The sequence below is a fragment of the Thermostichus sp. MS-CIW-34 genome, from assembly GCF_054060435.1.
The window spans coordinates 16,422-33,739 of record NZ_JBSSDE010000005.1 but is presented as its reverse complement, the minus strand read 5'-3'; the positions used below and the strand labels follow the sequence as shown (position 1 = coordinate 33,739).

16 protein-coding genes are annotated in these 17,318 nt (G+C 58.4%); 6 read left to right on the top strand and 10 right to left on the bottom strand.

All coding sequences use genetic code 11. The features are described from left to right. Positions 1-150 precede the first annotated feature (150 nt). Both ACVWYY_RS02775 and ACVWYY_RS02770 read right to left on the bottom strand, forming a co-directional pair. A complete protein-coding gene (locus ACVWYY_RS02775; protein ID WP_414357521.1) occupies positions 151-1,185 on the bottom strand; it encodes an amidohydrolase family protein in 1,035 nt (344 codons plus the stop codon). Positions 1,186-1,312: 127 nt separating this feature from the next. Further along, complete coding sequence (locus ACVWYY_RS02770) at positions 1,313-2,191, bottom strand: isoaspartyl peptidase/L-asparaginase (RefSeq protein WP_457403934.1); 879 nt, start codon at positions 2,189-2,191, stop codon at positions 1,313-1,315. Positions 2,192-2,426: 235 nt separating this feature from the next. Between ACVWYY_RS02770 and ACVWYY_RS02765 the strand changes: the two genes are divergently transcribed. Continuing rightward, positions 2,427-4,031 carry an NAD(P)H-quinone oxidoreductase subunit 4 gene (locus ACVWYY_RS02765; protein ID WP_457439524.1) on the top strand — a complete coding sequence of 535 codons (1,605 nt, stop codon included), beginning with the start codon at positions 2,427-2,429 and terminating at the stop codon, positions 4,029-4,031. A gap of 18 nt (positions 4,032-4,049) precedes the next feature. Here the strand turns inward: ACVWYY_RS02765 and ACVWYY_RS02760 are convergent, their stop codons facing one another. The 3 genes from ACVWYY_RS02760 to ACVWYY_RS02750 form a co-directional block, all read right to left on the bottom strand. Beyond that, positions 4,050-5,243: an RNA-guided endonuclease InsQ/TnpB family protein gene (locus ACVWYY_RS02760; protein ID WP_457439522.1), complete on the bottom strand. Its 1,194-nt coding sequence runs from the start codon at positions 5,241-5,243 to the stop codon at positions 4,050-4,052. 129 nt (positions 5,244-5,372) lie between these two features. Next, a complete protein-coding gene (locus ACVWYY_RS02755) occupies positions 5,373-5,969 on the bottom strand; it encodes a Uma2 family endonuclease (protein ID WP_457403936.1) in 597 nt (198 codons plus the stop codon). 65 nt (positions 5,970-6,034) lie between these two features. After that, complete coding sequence (locus tag ACVWYY_RS02750; RefSeq protein ID WP_414342387.1) at positions 6,035-6,781, bottom strand: rhomboid family intramembrane serine protease; 747 nt, start codon at positions 6,779-6,781, stop codon at positions 6,035-6,037. Between the two features lie 207 nt (positions 6,782-6,988). Between ACVWYY_RS02750 and ACVWYY_RS02745 the strand changes: the two genes are divergently transcribed. After that, complete coding sequence (locus ACVWYY_RS02745; protein ID WP_414408845.1) at positions 6,989-7,663, top strand: response regulator transcription factor; 675 nt, start codon at positions 6,989-6,991, stop codon at positions 7,661-7,663. A gap of 148 nt (positions 7,664-7,811) precedes the next feature. Here ACVWYY_RS02745 and psb35 read toward each other — a convergent pair whose 3' ends face one another. Together psb35 and ACVWYY_RS02735 are read right to left on the bottom strand one after the other, a co-directional pair. Beyond that, positions 7,812-8,120, bottom strand: a complete 309-nt coding sequence (psb35, locus tag ACVWYY_RS02740; protein WP_414422025.1) for a photosystem II assembly protein Psb35 — start codon at positions 8,118-8,120, stop codon at positions 7,812-7,814. 137 nt (positions 8,121-8,257) lie between these two features. Next, the gene (locus tag ACVWYY_RS02735) at positions 8,258-8,476 is read right to left on the bottom strand and encodes a hypothetical protein (protein ID WP_011433585.1); all 219 of its coding nucleotides are present in this window, start codon (positions 8,474-8,476) and stop codon (positions 8,258-8,260) included. Between the two features lie 184 nt (positions 8,477-8,660). Here ACVWYY_RS02735 and ACVWYY_RS02730 point away from each other — a divergent pair, with 184 nt between their 5' ends. From ACVWYY_RS02730 to radC, 4 genes are read left to right on the top strand one after another with little or no spacing between them, the layout of a single operon-like run. Next, the gene (locus ACVWYY_RS02730; protein ID WP_414416545.1) at positions 8,661-9,938 is read left to right on the top strand and encodes a cysteine desulfurase; all 1,278 of its coding nucleotides are present in this window, start codon (positions 8,661-8,663) and stop codon (positions 9,936-9,938) included. Positions 9,939-9,976: 38 nt separating this feature from the next. Then, positions 9,977-11,041 (top strand): CIA30 family protein, encoded by a 1,065-nt coding sequence (locus tag ACVWYY_RS02725; protein WP_457403937.1) that lies wholly within the window; start codon positions 9,977-9,979, stop codon positions 11,039-11,041. Then, positions 11,034-12,761, top strand: a complete 1,728-nt coding sequence (locus ACVWYY_RS02720; RefSeq protein ID WP_457403939.1) for an ArnT family glycosyltransferase — start codon at positions 11,034-11,036, stop codon at positions 12,759-12,761. Before ACVWYY_RS02725 ends, ACVWYY_RS02720 begins: the two co-directional genes overlap by 8 nt. Before the next feature lie 7 nt (positions 12,762-12,768). After that, positions 12,769-13,500, top strand: a complete 732-nt coding sequence (gene radC, locus ACVWYY_RS02715) for a RadC family protein (protein ID WP_414400432.1) — start codon at positions 12,769-12,771, stop codon at positions 13,498-13,500. 125 nt (positions 13,501-13,625) lie between these two features. Here the strand turns inward: radC and fmt are convergent, their stop codons facing one another. The 3 genes from fmt to ACVWYY_RS02700 all read right to left on the bottom strand — a co-directional run bounded on the left by fmt (position 13,626) and on the right by ACVWYY_RS02700 (position 17,288). Next, positions 13,626-14,594 carry a methionyl-tRNA formyltransferase gene (fmt, locus tag ACVWYY_RS02710; RefSeq protein ID WP_457403942.1) on the bottom strand — a complete coding sequence of 323 codons (969 nt, stop codon included), beginning with the start codon at positions 14,592-14,594 and terminating at the stop codon, positions 13,626-13,628. A gap of 80 nt (positions 14,595-14,674) precedes the next feature. Continuing rightward, positions 14,675-15,403 (bottom strand): hypothetical protein, encoded by a 729-nt coding sequence (locus ACVWYY_RS02705; protein WP_457403943.1) that lies wholly within the window; start codon positions 15,401-15,403, stop codon positions 14,675-14,677. Between the two features lie 160 nt (positions 15,404-15,563). Then, positions 15,564-17,288 carry an electron transfer flavoprotein gene (locus ACVWYY_RS02700; protein WP_457439520.1) on the bottom strand — a complete coding sequence of 575 codons (1,725 nt, stop codon included), beginning with the start codon at positions 17,286-17,288 and terminating at the stop codon, positions 15,564-15,566. Positions 17,289-17,318: the final 30 nt, after the last annotated feature.

Sequence of the window (17,318 nt, the reverse complement as noted above, 5' to 3'; positions counted from 1 at the left end):
TCCACCCTCGGATGCCCCTCAGCATCGCTCTGGGCAAGGGATCCAAGCGGTTATTTCCCTTGCGAAAGCTGCCCCTGTCTCTGTTACGGATCCCTTCCCTATTCTCAAGAAGCTCGGATGAAGAATAAAGACTCCGTCCCGCTGAGGGGATCAGAGAGCCACCAAAGAAGCAGATACCCCCTGCTGTAACTCCGACAACAATGAGGCCGGACGCCCCTTATAGGGCCAGGCAAAAGCGTGACGAAAGGCTGCTTCCTGGCAGTGTTTGAGCTGCTCGAAATCGATAATGTCGTGGGTCAGCAGGTTCTCGTACTCAAACGGCAGGCGTACATTGTGCAAGCCGGCGTTGTCGGTGCAGATGGCGATATCCACCCCCGCCTCAAAGCAGCGGTCAAAGACAATCTTGAGGGGCTCCAAACTGGGTAGAGTTCCCGTTTTTAGATAGGTGGTGGGACAAACTTCCAGGCATTGGCCTCGCCGCGCCAGCTCCGGCAGCAATTCTGGATAGTGGAGGGGGATCTGAATGCCGTGGCCGATCCGCGAGACATAGGGCAGCAACTGTGGGTAGCAGCCATCCAAAGTTTCGTACAGGTGGGCAGTGGTTTTTAGGCCGCGGGCCAGCGCATACTTGAACAGCTCAATCCACTCGTCCATCCGTTCGCCGTAGGGCTTGTCTCCCCCGGCCAGGTCGATGGCACACACATACTCCGACTCAGCGGCAGCTTCCACCATGGCCCGGTTGATGTGGCTGGGCAGGCGTGAATGCAAACAGACGATCTGGGTGGTGACGATGGGATACTCTCGCTGCTGGCTGGCCTGCCCCACCGTCTCGATTACCTGGCGCATCTGCTTGAGGCGCTCCGCCTCATCCAGGCTGGGATCCGTGCGTAGGTAGGGGGTGTAGCGAATCTCTAGGTAGGCCAGATCCTCAAAGATGTAGGCTCCCCGCAGCAGGCGGTAGATAAAATAGGGCAGGGTTTCCAGGGTCTGCACCTGTTCCACCAGCGTGTGCAGCTCCAGGTAATCCTCGAGGGTGTTGCGCGGGCGGGTGTAGAACTCCTCAAACTCGGCATAGGTGGGAAAGCGCTCTGCCAAAGGGGATCCCTGGCGGTGAAAATAGCGCCACAGAATTCGGGGGACAACCGAACCGCCCAAATGACGGTGCAACTCCGCGTGAAGTGCCATAAACGCTCTACAGTGGCCCGCCAGGGGGCAGACTTGGTTTGTTTAAGTACTATTTCTACTCTTATCCTACTCTTATCCAACCGCCTCAGGCTTGTCCAGGTCTAATCCCGCAAGCCCGGCTAGAAGTTTAGATCGTCAAGCCGATCCCCTGCCCATCGTGGTAGGCGGCCAGCAGCAGGTCGGTGGTGGTATCCCAGGCAATCTCGCCCGAGCGCGATAGAGCAATGGCCCCAAAGGAGCGGCGACGTTGGCGGGCCTCTTGAAAAGACTTGGCCATGGCAGCCTTCAGGCTGAGGCCATCTTCCACTCGAATCACAATCCGCGCCGCCAAGCTCTCATCCAAAATATCTTCCCCGACACCGGTGCAACTGACTCCCGCCGCCGCACTGGCATAGGTTCCCGCTGGAGTGGCCGAATCGCTTACTCGCCCCACCCGTTCAAACCCCCGCCCGCCGGTGGAGGTGCCGGCACAGATTTGCCCCTGTTGATCCAGCGCCACCGCCCCCACCGTGCCCATGGCCAGAGCAGTGAGAACCCTAGTTGGGGGATGGGTTTGGCGCAACTGCACCCACTCTTGAACCCGATTGAGAGTGGCCGGGTCATAGACCGGCAACTGCAGCTCCCGCGCCAGCTCTGCTGCCCCTTGTTCGGCCACCACGCGATCCGGGCTTGATTGCAGAGCCTGGGCCATGAGGATGGGATGCTGAACTCGGCTGACGTTGATCACCCCGCTAAAAGACTGGGTGGCCCCGTTCATGAGAGCGGCGCTCATGCGGATTTGCCCATCCGATTGCAAGACCGACCCCGTCCCGGCATTGTAGAGCGGATCATCCTCCAGCAACTGGCAGGCATGCATCACCGCCGCCTCGGCACTCTGCCCAGCCAACAGCAGCTCGTAGGTGCTCTCCACCACCTGCTGCAGGGATCCCCTCACTTTTTCCAGGCTGCTTTCCCCTTCCAGGGCGCTGCCGGCTCCGCCGTGGATGATCAGTTTGGGCTGAGGCATGATGAGATCGGTTACCTTGTGAGAACAGTGGAAGACTGTATTTTGATTTTCGGGTACAACATCCACCCATGCATCTGCTCCATCCCAGGGATCCCAACGCAAAGGGAGAGGGAGCCTTAAGATAATCCTGTAGATTTGCTAAGCATAGATACTCAAGGGCGATTCTGGTAAAGGGCTGTCGGATTGCAGCCGGCAGGGATCCCCCTGATGGTATGGCACAAGCGAGGTTACATCCATGGCGCTGCCCAGCTTGCACGAGTTTCCTTGGCTGACCACGGTCATCGCTTACCCTGTGTTGGCCGCCCTATTTATTCCCCTGATCCCATCACCGGCTGGGGATCCCAGTACCCGCGCCTACGCACAAAAGTTGGCCGAGCGGATCCGCTGGTTTGCTTTGTTCATTGCGGTCACGGATCTGCTGATTCTGCTGGCCGGCTTCTATGTCGGCTACGATCCCGGCCAGACAGGTTTGCAACTGCTGGAGCGCTACACCTGGGTACCCCAAGTGGGCTTGAGTTGGTCGGTGGGGGCTGATGGCCTCTCCATGCCCCTGATCCTGCTCACGGCGTTTATCACTACCCTAGCCATCTTGGCCGCTTGGCCGGTCACCCTCAAACCTCGCCTCTTCTACTTTTTGATGCTGGCCATGTATGGCGGGCAGATCGGGGTGTTTGCCGTGCAGGATATGTTGCTGTTTTTCCTGATGTGGGAATTGGAGCTGATCCCGGTGTACTTGCTCCTCTCCATTTGGGGGGGATACAACCGCCTGTATGCGGCCACCAAGTTCATCCTCTACACGGCTCTCAGCTCCCTGTTTATCCTGGTGGCAGGTCTGGCTATGGCCTTCTACGGGGATCCCATCAGCTTTGACATGACGGATCTGGCCCACAAGACCTATCCGCTCACCTTCCAACTGCTGATGTACGGGGCCTTTCTGATTGCCTATGGGGTGAAGCTGCCCATTTTCCCCTTGCACACCTGGCTGCCCGATGCCCACGGAGAAGCCACCGCGCCGGTTCACATGTTGCTGGCCGGGATCCTGCTCAAGATGGGGGGCTATGCCCTGATGCGCATGAATGCGGGTATGCTGCCGGATGCTCATCTTTACTTTGCGCCGGTGCTGATCGTGCTGGGGGTGGTGAACATCATCTTTGCCGCCCTCACCTCTTTTGCCCAGCGCAACCTGAAACGGAAGATCGCCTACTCTTCCATCAGCCACATGGGCTTCGTGCTCATCGGTATCGGATCCCTGACGGAGATCGGCATGAGCGGCGCCATGCTGCAGATGATCTCCCACGGGCTGATCGGGGCCAGCCTGTTCTTTTTGGTGGGGGCCACCTACGACCGCACCCATACGCTGGAGCTGGAGGAAATGGGCGGCGTTGGCCTGAAGATGCCCAAGATCTTCTCCATGTTCACCGCCTGCTCCCTGGCTTCGCTAGCCCTACCCGGCATGAGCGGCTTTGTGGCCGAGATCATGGTGTTTATCGGCATGGCCACCACCGATGCCTACTCTCTCCCCTTCCGGTTGGTGGTGGTTTTCCTGGCAGCAGTTGGGGTGATCCTGACCCCCATCTACCTGCTGTCGATGTTGCGGCAGATTTTCTTTGGCCCAGAGAACAAAGAGCTCACCGAACACGAAGAATTGGTAGATGCTGAGCCACGCGAGGTGTTCATCATCGCCTGCCTGTTGATCCCCATCATCGGCATTGGGCTCTACCCCAAGCTGGTGACCAGCCTCTACGACCAATCCACTAACGCTTTGGTGGCGCTGCTGCGGCAGGAGCTGCCTCAAACTGGTGAGACGGTTGCCCAAGCTCCTGCCCTCTACAACAAGTAAACTACCCGGCTCCGACCGCTAAGCGGTACGGAGCGGGCTTTCAGTAGCCCTGAGCCTGCTCTGCTCTACCAGAGAACAAGACAAGCCCGGACCTCTAGGCTGGTTTACGACAGCCCCCAAGAGCGCAATCACATTCGCACCATTCAAATCCGCATCCCCTTCCCATCCACAGTGCCCACACTTGAACGACTTGCCACTGCGGTAGGATTGCGCAGGGTCGGGATGGATATGCAAACACTTGTGGCAGGTCTGCGACGTGTAGGCAGGCGGCACAAGAACCAGAGGAACCCCCGCAATTCTCGCCTTGTATTCCAGAAATTGACGTAGTTGGTAGAACGCCCAACTGTTGGCCCTCCTACGCTCCGTTTTACCGCGTGGCTGTTGATTGACCCTTTCCCGGATCCCTGTCAGGTCTTCCAGAGCAATAGCGCTGTTGGTAGCTTTTGCCCTAGAGACAATAGCTTTGGAGATGCGATGATTGACCCACACTTGAAAGCGTCTCTCCTTGCCAGACAGCCGTTGCAACAGTTCTCTGCATCTGCGCCGCGAACTGCGGGTGCCCTTACTGGCTTTACGTTGGAGTGCCGCCCTCAACCGGGAGTAGTGGTCGCGGACTCTGTTCAACTGCTGTCCATTCCAGTTGTCCCCCTCTGACGTATGGGCAATATCTGTCCTTCCAAAGTCCACCCCGATCACCTTGTCGGTATCTTGTTGCTTGGGTGGCTTTTTCTCTACGCAAATCTGGATGTAGTAGGAGCCATCTTTGCGCTTGACCAGGGTGGCAGATTTGGGGTTGGAACCAGCCAGCATCCCACGCTGGTAGTTGCCAATGGCCAGTTCAAAGCGTTCTCTCCCTTCCACCGTGGTGAGCGACACCGTCCAGTCTTTTTGACGGAACGAAAAGATACGGGCGTCGTAGGTAACAAAGCCGCTCTTAAACTCCTTGACGGGACGCTTTTTCTGCTTAGCCACTTTGCGGGAACCCGCTACCCGTCTGCAGACCTGCTGGGCCAGATTACTGGACAAGCCAAACCGAGCGCGAATCTGGTAATAGCAAAGGGACTGGAGTTTGACTGCGTTGACTACTTTTTCTGGTGTGTTTTGGTTGACCCAGTTCAACGCCTGCACAAAGGCATCCATTGTCGCATCCAACTTTGCGGCTTGCGACTGGGACACCTTGAGCTTGCAGGGGACGGTCAGGACTTGGGTCATGGTTCTATCATAACTTCCGCATTCCTCCCGACACTGACCCTACAGGTACAGTGCGGGGCTCCTGCGATTTCTAGCTGAATGTTGAATTTGAATTGAGAATTGAGGGATGGAAGGAGATCCACTCTCTTTCTATCCCGCATTGGACTTGTGGCTCTCGCCAGCTTGAACTTGCATCCAGCCGAACAAAGTTGCGATTGTCAGTTGGATCCCTTGGGCAAACGCAGGAGTGGGGATCACCTCTTGGGGATCCTCATGTACTGTCGGCTGCTGCCCGGCAGGGTAGGCGAAAACAACCCTTTCTTCGGGATCCACCACCCACCCCATTTGGCAGCCGTGATCCAGGCCGATCAAGATTTTTTTGACCAGCTTCATTGGATTTTGATTGGGAGAGAGAATCTCGATCATCCAATCAGGGCAAAAGGGGATGAGATTTTGAATGGTGCCATCTTCATCTACAGGGATCCGATCCCAGGGGATCACAGAAATATCGGGCACAATCGCGTATCCGGCGAAGGTGCAGCGCAGCTCTGGAAATGCCATTCCCAGTTGAGAAGGCTCCAACATCTCGTTAATGAAGCTACCCAGTTTTAGTTGGAGACGGCTATGTTTTCCCTGTGGCATGGGCTTCTGGATAATTTCTCCTTTGATGAACTCGCTGGCGGGCTGAGTTTCCGGCTGTTGTAGAAAGTCTTCCAGAGTTAGAGGCTTGGCAGATAGACTGACCATGGCTTTCTCCCATCACGCTGCTATCCGATTAACAATAGACTGAGAAAGTATCAAAGCTGATCAAATCAAAACAGATCCCTGTCACGTTGTTGCCAAGTCATTTGGCGGTCATAAGGGCTTTTGCCGGAAAACAACCCCATCAGCGGCCCCAAAATGGCCCCAAACACAAAACCGCCCGCATGGGCCCAGTAAGCAATTCCCCCACCCTGCATACCGATATTGGTAGGCGTCTGTAGGCTGGCAATGCCGTAGAAAGCTTGCTGGATGAACCAAAAGCCTAGGAACACCCAAGCCGGAACGTAGAGGGTTGTGATAAAAATACCCAAGGGCACCAGGGTCAGAATCTCGGCCCGTGGAAAACGCAAAATATAGGCTCCCAATACGCCAGCAATAGCGCCGCTTGCCCCCAGTGAAGGAATGGGGGATCCCATATCGAAAAACCACTGCGTTAATGCAGCCAAAGCTCCGCAAGTCAGGTAGAAGATGAGGTAGCGCACATGGCCCAAGCGATCCTCAACGTTGTTGCCGAAAACCCACAAAAAAAGCATGTTCCCGCCAATGTGGAGAAAACCCCCATGCAGAAATTGTGAGGTGAATAGGGTTACCCATTCTGGACGCGACGAAGAGGTGATCTCCCCTCGAAAACTGGCCGTCAACTCTATCGGTACCACTGCCCACTCCCGGAAAAAAGCTGCCAGCTCTTGTGGCGACAGGGTTAGCTGGTACAGAAAAATTAAGATGTTAACGATCACCAGGGCATAAGTGACATAGGCTGTGCGGGTGGTTGGGTTGCGATCTTGCAGGGGTACCACAGTTAAGATCCAGTCGACGTCACCCTCTAGCCTAACCTGTCCTTTCCCACCCCCCCAGGCTCACCTCTAAGCCCCTACCTGAGGCTACACTGGGGTAGTCGGCTGGGAGCTATGCTTGCAGACGGATCCCTTGCCGACGAACGCATCTCGGCCAAGCTCGCTCGGCAGAGAATGGACTACAAGATAAGGATTTAGAGGAGTGGATTGATGCCCGAGGTTGAAAGCCCCACTGCCCCGCTCAAGTTTTTGATCGTCGAAGATCATCCAGAGGTGGCTCAAAACAACTGTGAGTGGCTGCAACGCATTGCAGCAGATGCTCAATGTATTACGGTCACCAATCCCATGGACGCCATCCTGCGCCTGCAGCGGGAACAACCAGACTTGGTTGTAGCCGATCTGCTCTATGGTCAAACCAGCGGGGAGCAGTCTGCCGAGCCTGGCCTAGAGTTCCTGCGTCATATCTTTGAGAACTACCCCACCCTAAATGTGATGGCCTATTCCAGCGAGCCGCTGCTGCTAACTCCATTGGTGGGCCTGATCAGCAAACACCAGGGTGGGTTTGCCGCGGTCAACAAAATGGAACGGCGCACCGTGTTTCTGGAGGGGGCCAAAAGCGCCCTGAATGGAGAATTGCGCATGCCGCGGGAGTTGCGCGGTCTTACGAAGCTGACAGAACGAGAAATTGAGGTCTTGAACTTGCTCTGCAAAGAAGCCCTCACCGATCAGGCCATTGCCGATCGCATTCACACCAGCAAGAAGACCGTACAAAACTGTATCCAAAGGCTCAAAGAAAAGCTAGATATTTTCGGCTCTGAGGATGAGATCAACGCCCGCGTTGCCATGTGCATGACAGCTGTTCAGAAAAAGATTATCCAGTGGTAAAGGCTGAAGGCCAGCAGTGACTTGCATCTGCGGCCAGCTCCAGCTTGGGGTACTGGCAAAGGCTGAGTCAAAGCCAGAAGAAGAGAGGCGGAGCTCTCCGGCTGCCATTTTCCAACTCTTCCAGCCATCAGACAGCTTTCAACTGGGATCAGCGGATCCCCAGTGCAGAGGCAAACACGCTGTGGCCCACTATGGCCTCTACCACAACACTGATGGCAAACCCCAGCATGGCCAGCCGTCCGTTCCATCGCTCGGCCTTCTCCGTCCAGCCAATCTCCCACTCCGGCGGGGTATCGCCGTCTTGACCGTACTGCGGCACGTACCGCGGGCGACCGGCGCCTTCCCAGCCAGCAGGGCGCTTGGAGTTGAAGAAAGCCATCGAGCCAATCACAACAGCGGCCACCAGCCCGGCCACCATGACGGCAATGTAGGGGAGGAAGGGATTGTCAAGCATCATCGGACTGTCGAGATAGGGATTGAAGGGTGAAAAAGCTCCCAAAAAGGGTAGAGCTGTAACATCTCAAAGCCGAAGAGAAAGTCTGTGAGATGTCCAATGTGGCTCTACCGAAAAGTTCTTCGACAAATTATTGCAGGTTATTGCAGACCTAGCCACTGGGCGAGAGTGCTGGCAAAAACACTGTGGCCCAGCACCGCTTCTGTAGCAATGCTGATCACCAAGCCCAACATGGCCAAGCGTCCATTCCAACGCTCCGCTTGCTCTGTCCAGCCTGGGATCCAGTCGTTGGTGGTGTCGTAGTACTGGGCAACAGAAGCGGAGTCCAGACGAGAAGGGATTCTGGGAGACGATTGCATTGCTAATACCTCGTATTGGTTGCTGTAACCAAACTTAACACAAAGTTACATTTTGTGACAAGCTTCGCTTTCAGGTCAGGGAGGAAGGGATCCCTGGATGCTGGAAGGGATTGGGCGGATGGGTTTGCCGAAGGCTGGCCGGAAGCGATGTCATACTGAGGGAAGCAGGCCTTTTGCGCAGACTATGGCGGTATCCCCCCTTTCTTCTCTCAAGCTTGACCATTCTTTCGATCTGGCTGCCCAGGTGCGGTCAGATTTTCCGATTTTGCAGCGCCAGGTCAACGGCCACCCGCTGATCTACTTTGACAATGCCGCCACTTCTCAAAAGCCACTGGCGGTTATGCAGGCGATGGATCATTACTATCGACACTGCAACGCCAACGTGCATCGTGGGGTCCATACGCTGAGCAACGAAGCCACAGATGCCTATGAGGGGGCGCGGGAAAAGATCGCTCGGTTTGTGAACGCGCCTTCTCCTCAAGAGATCATCTACACCCGCAATGCCAGCGAAGCCATCAATCTGGTGGCCTACAGTTGGGGCTTGAGCCATCTGGAGCGGGGGGATGAGATCGTCCTCTCGGTGATGGAGCACCACAGCAACCTGATCCCGTGGCAATGGGTGGCCCAAAGGACGGGAGCCCACCTCAAGTTCATCCAGATCACGCCAGAGGGAGAGTTGGATCTGGAGCACTACCGGTCTTTGCTCAGCGACCGCACCCGCTTGGTGGCGGTAACCCAGGTCTCCAACATGCTGGGATCCATCAACCCCGTTCAGGAGATGACTGAACTGGCCCATCGTTACGGAGCCAAGGTTCTGCTGGATGCCTGCCAGAGCGTGCCCCACATGCCTGTGGATGTCCAGGCGCTGGATTGCGATTGGTTGGCCTTTTCGGGGCACAAGATGTGTGGCCCAACGGGGATTGGCGTCCTCTACGGCAGGCGGGAGCTGCTGCGAGCGATGCCCCCTTTTTTGGGTGGGGGAGAGATGATCGCCGATGTGTACTGGGATCACGCCACCTATGCGGATATCCCCCACAAATTTGAGGCTGGTACGCCGGCGATTGCCCAGGCGGTGGGGCTGGGGGCAGCCGTAGATTACTTGAGCCAGATCGGTCTGGAGCGGGTTCATGCCCATGAACAAAGGTTGATTACCCACCTGTTGGACGGGATCCAGCACATAGCGGGTATTACGGTTTATGGCCCCAAGGATCCGGCGCGACGGGCAGGGCTGGTTAGCTTTTCGGTGGAGGCTGTCCATCCCCATGACCTGTCTACTTTGCTGGATGAGCAAGGCATTGCCGTTCGAGCGGGGCACCACTGCACTCAACCCCTCCATCGCTATTTGGGAGTACAATCCACTGCCCGAGCCAGTGTTTACCTGTACAACACGTTGGCGGAGGTGGATCGCTTTTTAGACGTGTTGGCAGAAGCGGTGGAGTTCTTCGGCGCTGCCCTAAGCTAGGGATCCGGGATAGACCTCTGAAGAGATGAGGTAGACTCATGCCTTGGGATCTGGGGCGGTTCTGGAACACGCTCACCTACTATGAGGCCCTGCCTTGGGCTGAGGTATGGCGTCGGGTTCAGAATGGGTTCCAGGCCGTGGAGGATGATTTTGTGCCACCTTCTCTTTCCGAGCCGGTCGCTATCCAGATAGGGGTGGTGGGGGAAGGTTTGCCTGACGGGTTGGCGGAGGCCCTGCGGCAGCAGGGCGTGGAGGTGAGCCATACGCCAGATTGGGCGACAGCAACCGTGATCCTAGGTTTGGGGGATCCACCAACGGCCAAGGCTTATCTGGAGCAATTGCGCAGCAGTGGGCAAACGGAGCGGATGCTGTTCGACTTTCGCCGGCCCAACCCGGATTTGCATCGGTTTTGGGGCATTTTGGACGATGTGGTGATGGGCGGGGCGAGCCAAAGCCAACTGCTCTGGGGAAAGGAGGAGCTGCTGTTCGCAGGCCAGGTTTCCACGGCCAACTTTGGGGGGTTTGTTTCCACGCGCACCCGCAATTGGCAGCCGCCGCTGGACTTGTCGGGGTTTGCCGGTCTGGAGCTGCGCCTGCGAGGGGATGGGCAGCGGTATAAGGTCTTACTGCGGGATCAAGGCGGCTGGGACAGCCCCGCCTACGGCTATGCGTTCGACACTGCGCCGGGAGAAGAGCAGACCGTTCAGATCCCCTTTGCGGAGATGGTTGCCACGTTCCGCGCCCGCCTTGTGCCTTCGGCTCCTGCGCTCAATACTCGCCAGATCTGCTCTCTGCAGGTGATGTTGAGCAAGTTTGAGGCGGATGGCCGCTTGAACCCCCGTTTCCGACCGGGGCCTTTTCAACTGGGCTTGCGCTGGATTGGGCTGTATCGTCGGGAGCCTCTGCCGCAATTGATCGGGGTGGCGCGGGGATCCCTTGCCCCGGAGTGGATAGCTGCCCTGCAGGGTAGCTCCAGCCGTTGGTGTGGGGTGGAGATTCCGGTAGAGACAGAGGGATCCGCTCTGGCAGCCCAGTTGCTCCGCCTCCTGCGCTCGCCTCAGAGCGTGGGCCGGGTGGTGTCTTCAGAAGCTTTCCATGCCTAGCTTTCTGGGCCGCCTCAAGGGATCCCTGGGGATGGGGCTTTTGGCCGGCCTGTGGCTGTGGGTAGGTCAGGGGATCCCCTATCTGTTCGACTGGGATGAGCTGATCTACGCCAGCTTGGCGCGGCAGATGCTGGCCAGCGGGGATCCGCTCTCGTTGGCGATCAACGGGGAGCCCTTTTTTGAAAAGCCGCCCCTGTTTTTTTGGCTGCAGGCCCTGTCCATGGCTGTTTTGGGGATGAACGAATGGGCGGCGCGGTTGCCCAATGCCTGGGTGGGCGGGATCACAGTGGCGCTGCTGGTGGGGTGGGGATCCTGTCTGGGCGGGATGGGGTTCGGCTGCCTATGGGGGATCTTGCTGCTGACGGGCTACCTGCCCTTGTTTTTTTACAAAACCGGTCTCATCGACCCGCTACTCAACCTGGGCATGGGTGTGGGGCTGGGATCCCTTTGGGCCGCCGAGGAGGCCTGGCGGGCCGGGTACTCTGGACGCAGGTGGAGAGCGGTGGGGGCGCTGGCCCTGGGCTTGGCAGTGTTGGCCAAAGGGCCGGTGGGGCTGGTGTTGCCCCTGGCTATCTGGATCCTCTACAAGCTCTGGCAACGGGATCCTCCCCTTCGATGGGGGGAGAGCCTGGTTTTCCTCAGCCTAGCTGTGGCTGTTCCCCTCACTTGGCTGGCGTTGGAGGGGGTGCAACGGGGGCCAGAATGGGTGGAAGAGTTTGGGCGCTACCAATGGCGCATCCTCACCAGCTCAGATGGGCATCCCGGCCCGGTTTATTTTCATCTGTTGGCCTTTGCCCTGGGGTGCTTTCCCTGGGGTTCTTTGGCTTTGGCCGAGATCCTGCAGCCCATCCCCAGGAGCGTGGGCTCGGTGGATTTGACTCGGCGGGCAGAATCTCTGCTGTTGGTGGCTTTTGGGGTGGTGCTGGCCCTGTTTTCGCTGCTGGTGCAAACCAAGCTGGTTCACTACACCTCGCTGCTGTACCCCATTGGGGCCTACTTTGCTGCCCTGCGCTTGCAGCGCCTGGTTGCTGAGAAAAGAGGGCCCAGTTTTTGGGAAAGTGCCTGGATCCTGCTCAGTGGCTTGTTTTGGCTGGCCCTGTGGCTATTGCTGCCCTGGCTGGGATCCCAGGATCCCGCTGGGCTAGTCCAAGCATGGGTCTTTGCCGGCATCCCTGACGACTTTTCCAGCAGCTTGGTGCTGGGATACCTGCAGGCTGAGGTGGAGTGGCCGGTGTTGACCTACGTCCCCGCCGCGATCCTGCTGCTGGGAATTCTCCTTTGGAGTCGAGGACGGCGGCGGGCTTGGGGCTGGACAGTTTTGCTCTTGGCCACCGGACTGAGCGCCCAACTGGCCTGGTGCTGGGTCTTCCCCCGCCTGCTGCAACACACCCAGGGAGGAGCCGTCCACTTTTTCCGGCAGTTTGCCACTTCCGAAAACAACGCCCAGCCGGCTCTCTCTGGAACGGTGGGCCTGTACGGCTTTCGCTCTTTTGTACCCTATTTTTATGGCCCGCTGCAGGTTCCCTACGCCGCCAGCCCAGAAGAGCTGGCCGACTGGCAAGCCCAGGGGCAGGCGCCCGACTACCTGGTTACCTGGGATCCCTTTGTAGCTGAACTTACAGCTCCCGAGGGCGAACAGGCAGCCATTCTGGGATCTTGGCGGGTCGTCGAGCGCCGCAGTCCCTTTTGGCTGTTGAAAAAAACCTCTTCTCCTCCCTAGGCCCCAGATGAGCCAGTACGTGCTGCGCATCAGCGATATTCCTGCCCAAGATCGTCCCCGCGAGCGGCTGCTCAGCCAAGGGGCAAGGCACCTCTCCCACGCCGAGCTGCTGGCCATTCTGCTCAACACCGGACAGGGGCCGGGCAAACTCTCAGCAGTCGGCCTCGCCCAGTTGCTCCTGAAAAAGTTAGAAGCCCAAGGGGATCCCTTGGCCCAGTTGCGCCAGGTGGAAGCCGGAGAGCTGATCCAGATCGAAGGCATTGGCCCGGCCAAGGCAGCAACGGTGTTGGCCGCCATCGAGCTGGGGCGACGGGTGTTTTTGGGTCGCCCGCCAGAACGCACGGTGATCGAGTCGCCGGAACAGGCAGCCATGGCCCTGAGCGGCGACCTGATGTGGGAGACCCAGGAGCATTTTGCCGTTTTGCACCTAGATATCAAGCACCGCCTCATTGGCCAGCAGATCGTAACCCGGGGGACAGCCACCGAAACCCTCACCCATCCGCGGGAAACCTTCCGCAGCGCCATCAAGCAAGGAGCCAGCCGCATCCTGGTGGCCCACAACCACCCTTCCGGCAGCTTGGATCCCAGCCCAGAAGACCTTGCCCTCACCCGGCAACTCTTGCAAGCGGGGCAACTGCTACAGATCCCGGTTTTGGACCACCTCATCTTGGGCGGCGGACAGTTCCTCAGCTTGCGCCAACGCACCACCCTTTGGCAGGAGTTTCCCCAGCCGGAGTAAGCCTCACCCTCTCCCAGAGGGAGAGGGGAGTAATGCAACGGAAATGTTTCATTCATTACTGTATTCGCCACCATTTATTCGCCACCATTTGGGTTGACCACGCCCAAGGGATCCCTGTATGGCTCTCAAGCATCCGGGAGTGGCTCAAAACGCATCCCCACCTTGAGCTGGCCGCCATTGACCAGGTCCCAAGCGGACTGTTCTTTTTTGCCAGGCAGCTGCGCCCGCCGGATCAATAGGGATCCCTCTCCTGTGGCTACGTAGATCCCTTCTCCCCTGGCCAATCCCACCACCTCGCCAGGGCTGCCTTGGGGGAGATCGCCAGGGGGTGGGTGCAACTGAGGAGAGGCAGAGCGGACAATTTTGATCCGCTGCCCCCTCAAACTGGTGAAACAGTCGGGAGAAAAGGCGCGGATTTGGTTGTGCAAGGCCTGGGCAGGGCGCTGCCAGTCGAGGTGAAAGTCTTGTTTTTTGAGCAAAGGGGCGTAGGTTGCCCGGGATCCATCCTGAGGAATAGGGGTGAGTTCCCCTTTCTCCAATTTCAAGAGCGTTTCCACCAAGAGTTCTGCCCCCAGTTGAGCCAGTTGGGGTGCCAATTCTAGGCTGGTTTGCTCTGGCCCAATGGGTAGCTTGGCCTGGAGCAGGATGGCCCCCGTATCCATTCCCTCATCCATGAGCATGGTGGTCACGCCGGTCTCGGTTTCGCCGTTGGCAATGGCCCACTGGATGGGAGCAGCGCCACGATAGGCCGGCAACAGGGATCCATGCACATTCACACAGCCCAGCTTGGGCATCTGCAACACCGTCAGGGGCAAGATCTGGCCGTAGGCCACCACCACAAACACATCGGCAGCCAGCGCCTCCAGAGCCGCCAGCACTTGGGGATCCCGCCGCAGGCGGACAGGCTGCCACACCGGGATCCCGTGGGCCTGGGCGAGAACCTTGGTAGGGGGGGGAAGCACCTTTTGTCCCCGTCCCTGGGGCCGATCCGGCTGGCAGACCAATCCCACCACTTCAAAGGGAGACTGCGGCTGCAACAGGATCTGCAGCGAAGGCAGGGCAAACTCTGGCGTGCCGAAAAAAACAACCCGCATGGCCAACCCCAACGAGCACTGTCCTTCAGAATACGCTCAGCCAGCGGCTGCAAACGCTCGGCTACTTACTATCTCCTCCGTCAACTGACACCCGGAGATTCAGTCTGGGAGGCAGGAGAAGGGGGTGGCGGCTTATCCAGCGGAGAGATTTCTCTCTCTGAGATGGGGGAGCGCCCGGTCAAGGGCACTTGGGGGGCCTGCCAAAAGGCGGGCTGTTTGAGATCGAACTCCTGGCTCCAGGCCGGGAAAAAGGAGCCCAGTTTTTGCCCGGAAAGCCGCAGCCGTTGCAAGAAAGTCCATTCCAGACGGGTCAAGGCTCGCCGCAGAAAATCCTTAGCCCAAGCCGGATCCGGAGCTTCTGCCGCCTGCAAGTTCACCTGCAAGAGGCCCAGCTTGGGATGGAAATGAACCCGTGCTTGGATCCCTTCTGGACGCAACAGGTAATTGAACACCTGCTGGATGGCCACCTCATCCCCCCGCTGAGCGCGATACAGAGGGCTGTTGGGGTTGGGCTGGGGCTGGTAGCGCCACTCGCAGTGCCATTCCGGGATCCCTTCATTGGCCAGAAAGCCAAACAGCTCCACCTGACGCTGCCTGTGGGTCAGCGCCATGTGCTCCAATGCCGGCGAGAGGCTCTCCAGCAAAGCATCCGGCTCAGGCAGGGGATCCCCCTCTAGGCGCAGCAACAGGCGGTGGCCGGAAAGCCGCGCTTGTACCTGAAGATGGCCCAACCCCAGGGATTCCAGAGCTTCTTGCAGATCGGCCAAAATGGCGGGCAGAGGAGCCTGGACATCCAAAGAATCGCTCACCGACAAAAGATCTCCAACAAGCCCTAACCCAACCTAGCCAATTTCCAAGGTTGCTTGGATCCCTGGGATCGTCGGCCAAGATGGCCAGATCCATTCACCTCAGTTGCTAGACCCCCAGGATCAGGCGAGCTGCAGCGAACTGAGTTAACCTCAGCAACGGCTACAGCCCATAGAAATCCGGCCCGGATCCCTCGTAGCTGGGGTTGACCCGCAAGTTTAAGTGGGGACAGATGATCTCGCAGGTGCGGCACTGGATGCAGTTTTCCAAAGACATGGCATGGGAGCGGATGCCATTTTGGTCGCGGATGTGGTGTACCTCTGCTGTGCAGTCGGCAACGCAGGGGGTGGGGCGATTCAGCTTGTCGTAGGCGGCGATGCACCGGCGGCAGGTTTCGGCGTCGAACTCCAGGATGTGACGGTTACCCTCGGGGTAGCGGGGATCCGCGAAAAAAACCGCATCGGGCCGCGAGAAATAGCCCGGTCGAGCGGCCAATTCCTGGGGAGCCAAGGTTGTGGGGGCCACAAAATCCGCCTGAATGGCGGCGTGGGGGGCCACATAGCCTCGCGGGGGTGGCTCGCTGGGGCTGACCCGCCCGGTGAGCAGGGTGTAGGCGCGCAGAGTTTCTCGTCCGCGGCGAACGGGATCCTGCAGGCCCCAGCGCAGGGATCCCAGCCAGGGGTGGCCGGCATCGACGCTGCGGCACACCTGAGGTAAGTATTCTTCCAGCAGGCGGGAGTTTTCCAAAAAAGCCTCGCGGAAGTAGCGGCTGCGGTAGAGGTTTTGCCCCACTGCACTTTCCATCACCGCCTTTTGGTAGTCGGTTTGGATGCGCAGATCCCCTTTCAAGAAGCCATCGTGAATGAGGCCCGCCGCCAGATAGCCGGTTTCCATGGCATTATCCACCCCGGCCAAGCTACCCACATCCAACACCCCCAGCGCATCCCCCAACAGCAGGGCTCCCTCAACGCCAAACCGGGTGGGCAGGCTGTGGTAGCCCCCTTCGGGAATCACGGCAGCCCCGTACTTGAGCAACTTGCCGCCGGCAATCAGGGACTGGATCCAGGGGTGAGCCTTGAACTCCTGCAGACGCTGCTGGGGGTTAAGGTTGGGGTTCCTGCTGTCGAGGCCGATGATCAGACCTAAGGCCAGGCGATTGTCTTTGAGGCCATAGACAAAGCCCCCGCTGAAGCTGCCATCCAAAACCGGGTAGCCCAAGGTATGCCACACCTGCCCCTGCCGGGACTGGGGGATCTGCCACACCTCTTTGACCCCCACCGACCACAGTTGCGGGTTGGGGCGCAGTTGAAACTTCTCGATGAGATCTTTGGAAATGAAGCCTTTGTCGCCGAAACAGGTGAGTTCGGCAAAGATGCAATCTTCGTACACTTGGCCGGAATCGCTCGCCCGCACCCCAATCACCCGCTCCCCGTCGTAGAGGATTTCATGGGCGGCAAAGCCAGGGAACACATCCAGGGTAACGTTCGGGATCCCTTTGGCTTTTTCCTGCAGGGTTTCGGCCAGCCAACGGATGACGTGGCTGAGGGTGAGAATGAACTGCCCCTGCTTGCGAAATCCCGGCGGGATCACCGCTTCCGGCAGATCCCAGCGCTGTTGGGATCCCAGCACGCTCAAGTGATTGGCTTCCACCCGGCCTTCGTGGGGAAATCCTTGGCTTTCAAAATCGGGGAAGAGCTTGGCGATCACTTGGAGGTTGCAGATGGCGCCACTGACGATGTGACCGCCGAATTGGCGGGCTTTTTCCAAAATGGCGATGGAGATTCTTAGCCCGGATAGCTTGGCCAAATCCAAAAGGCGATGGGCCAAGATCAAGTTGGAGGAACTCCCCCCCACCAACAGAAGGTCGTAGCGGATGGCTTCACTCATCCTCTCCACGCGGTAGCTCCGGATACGCTG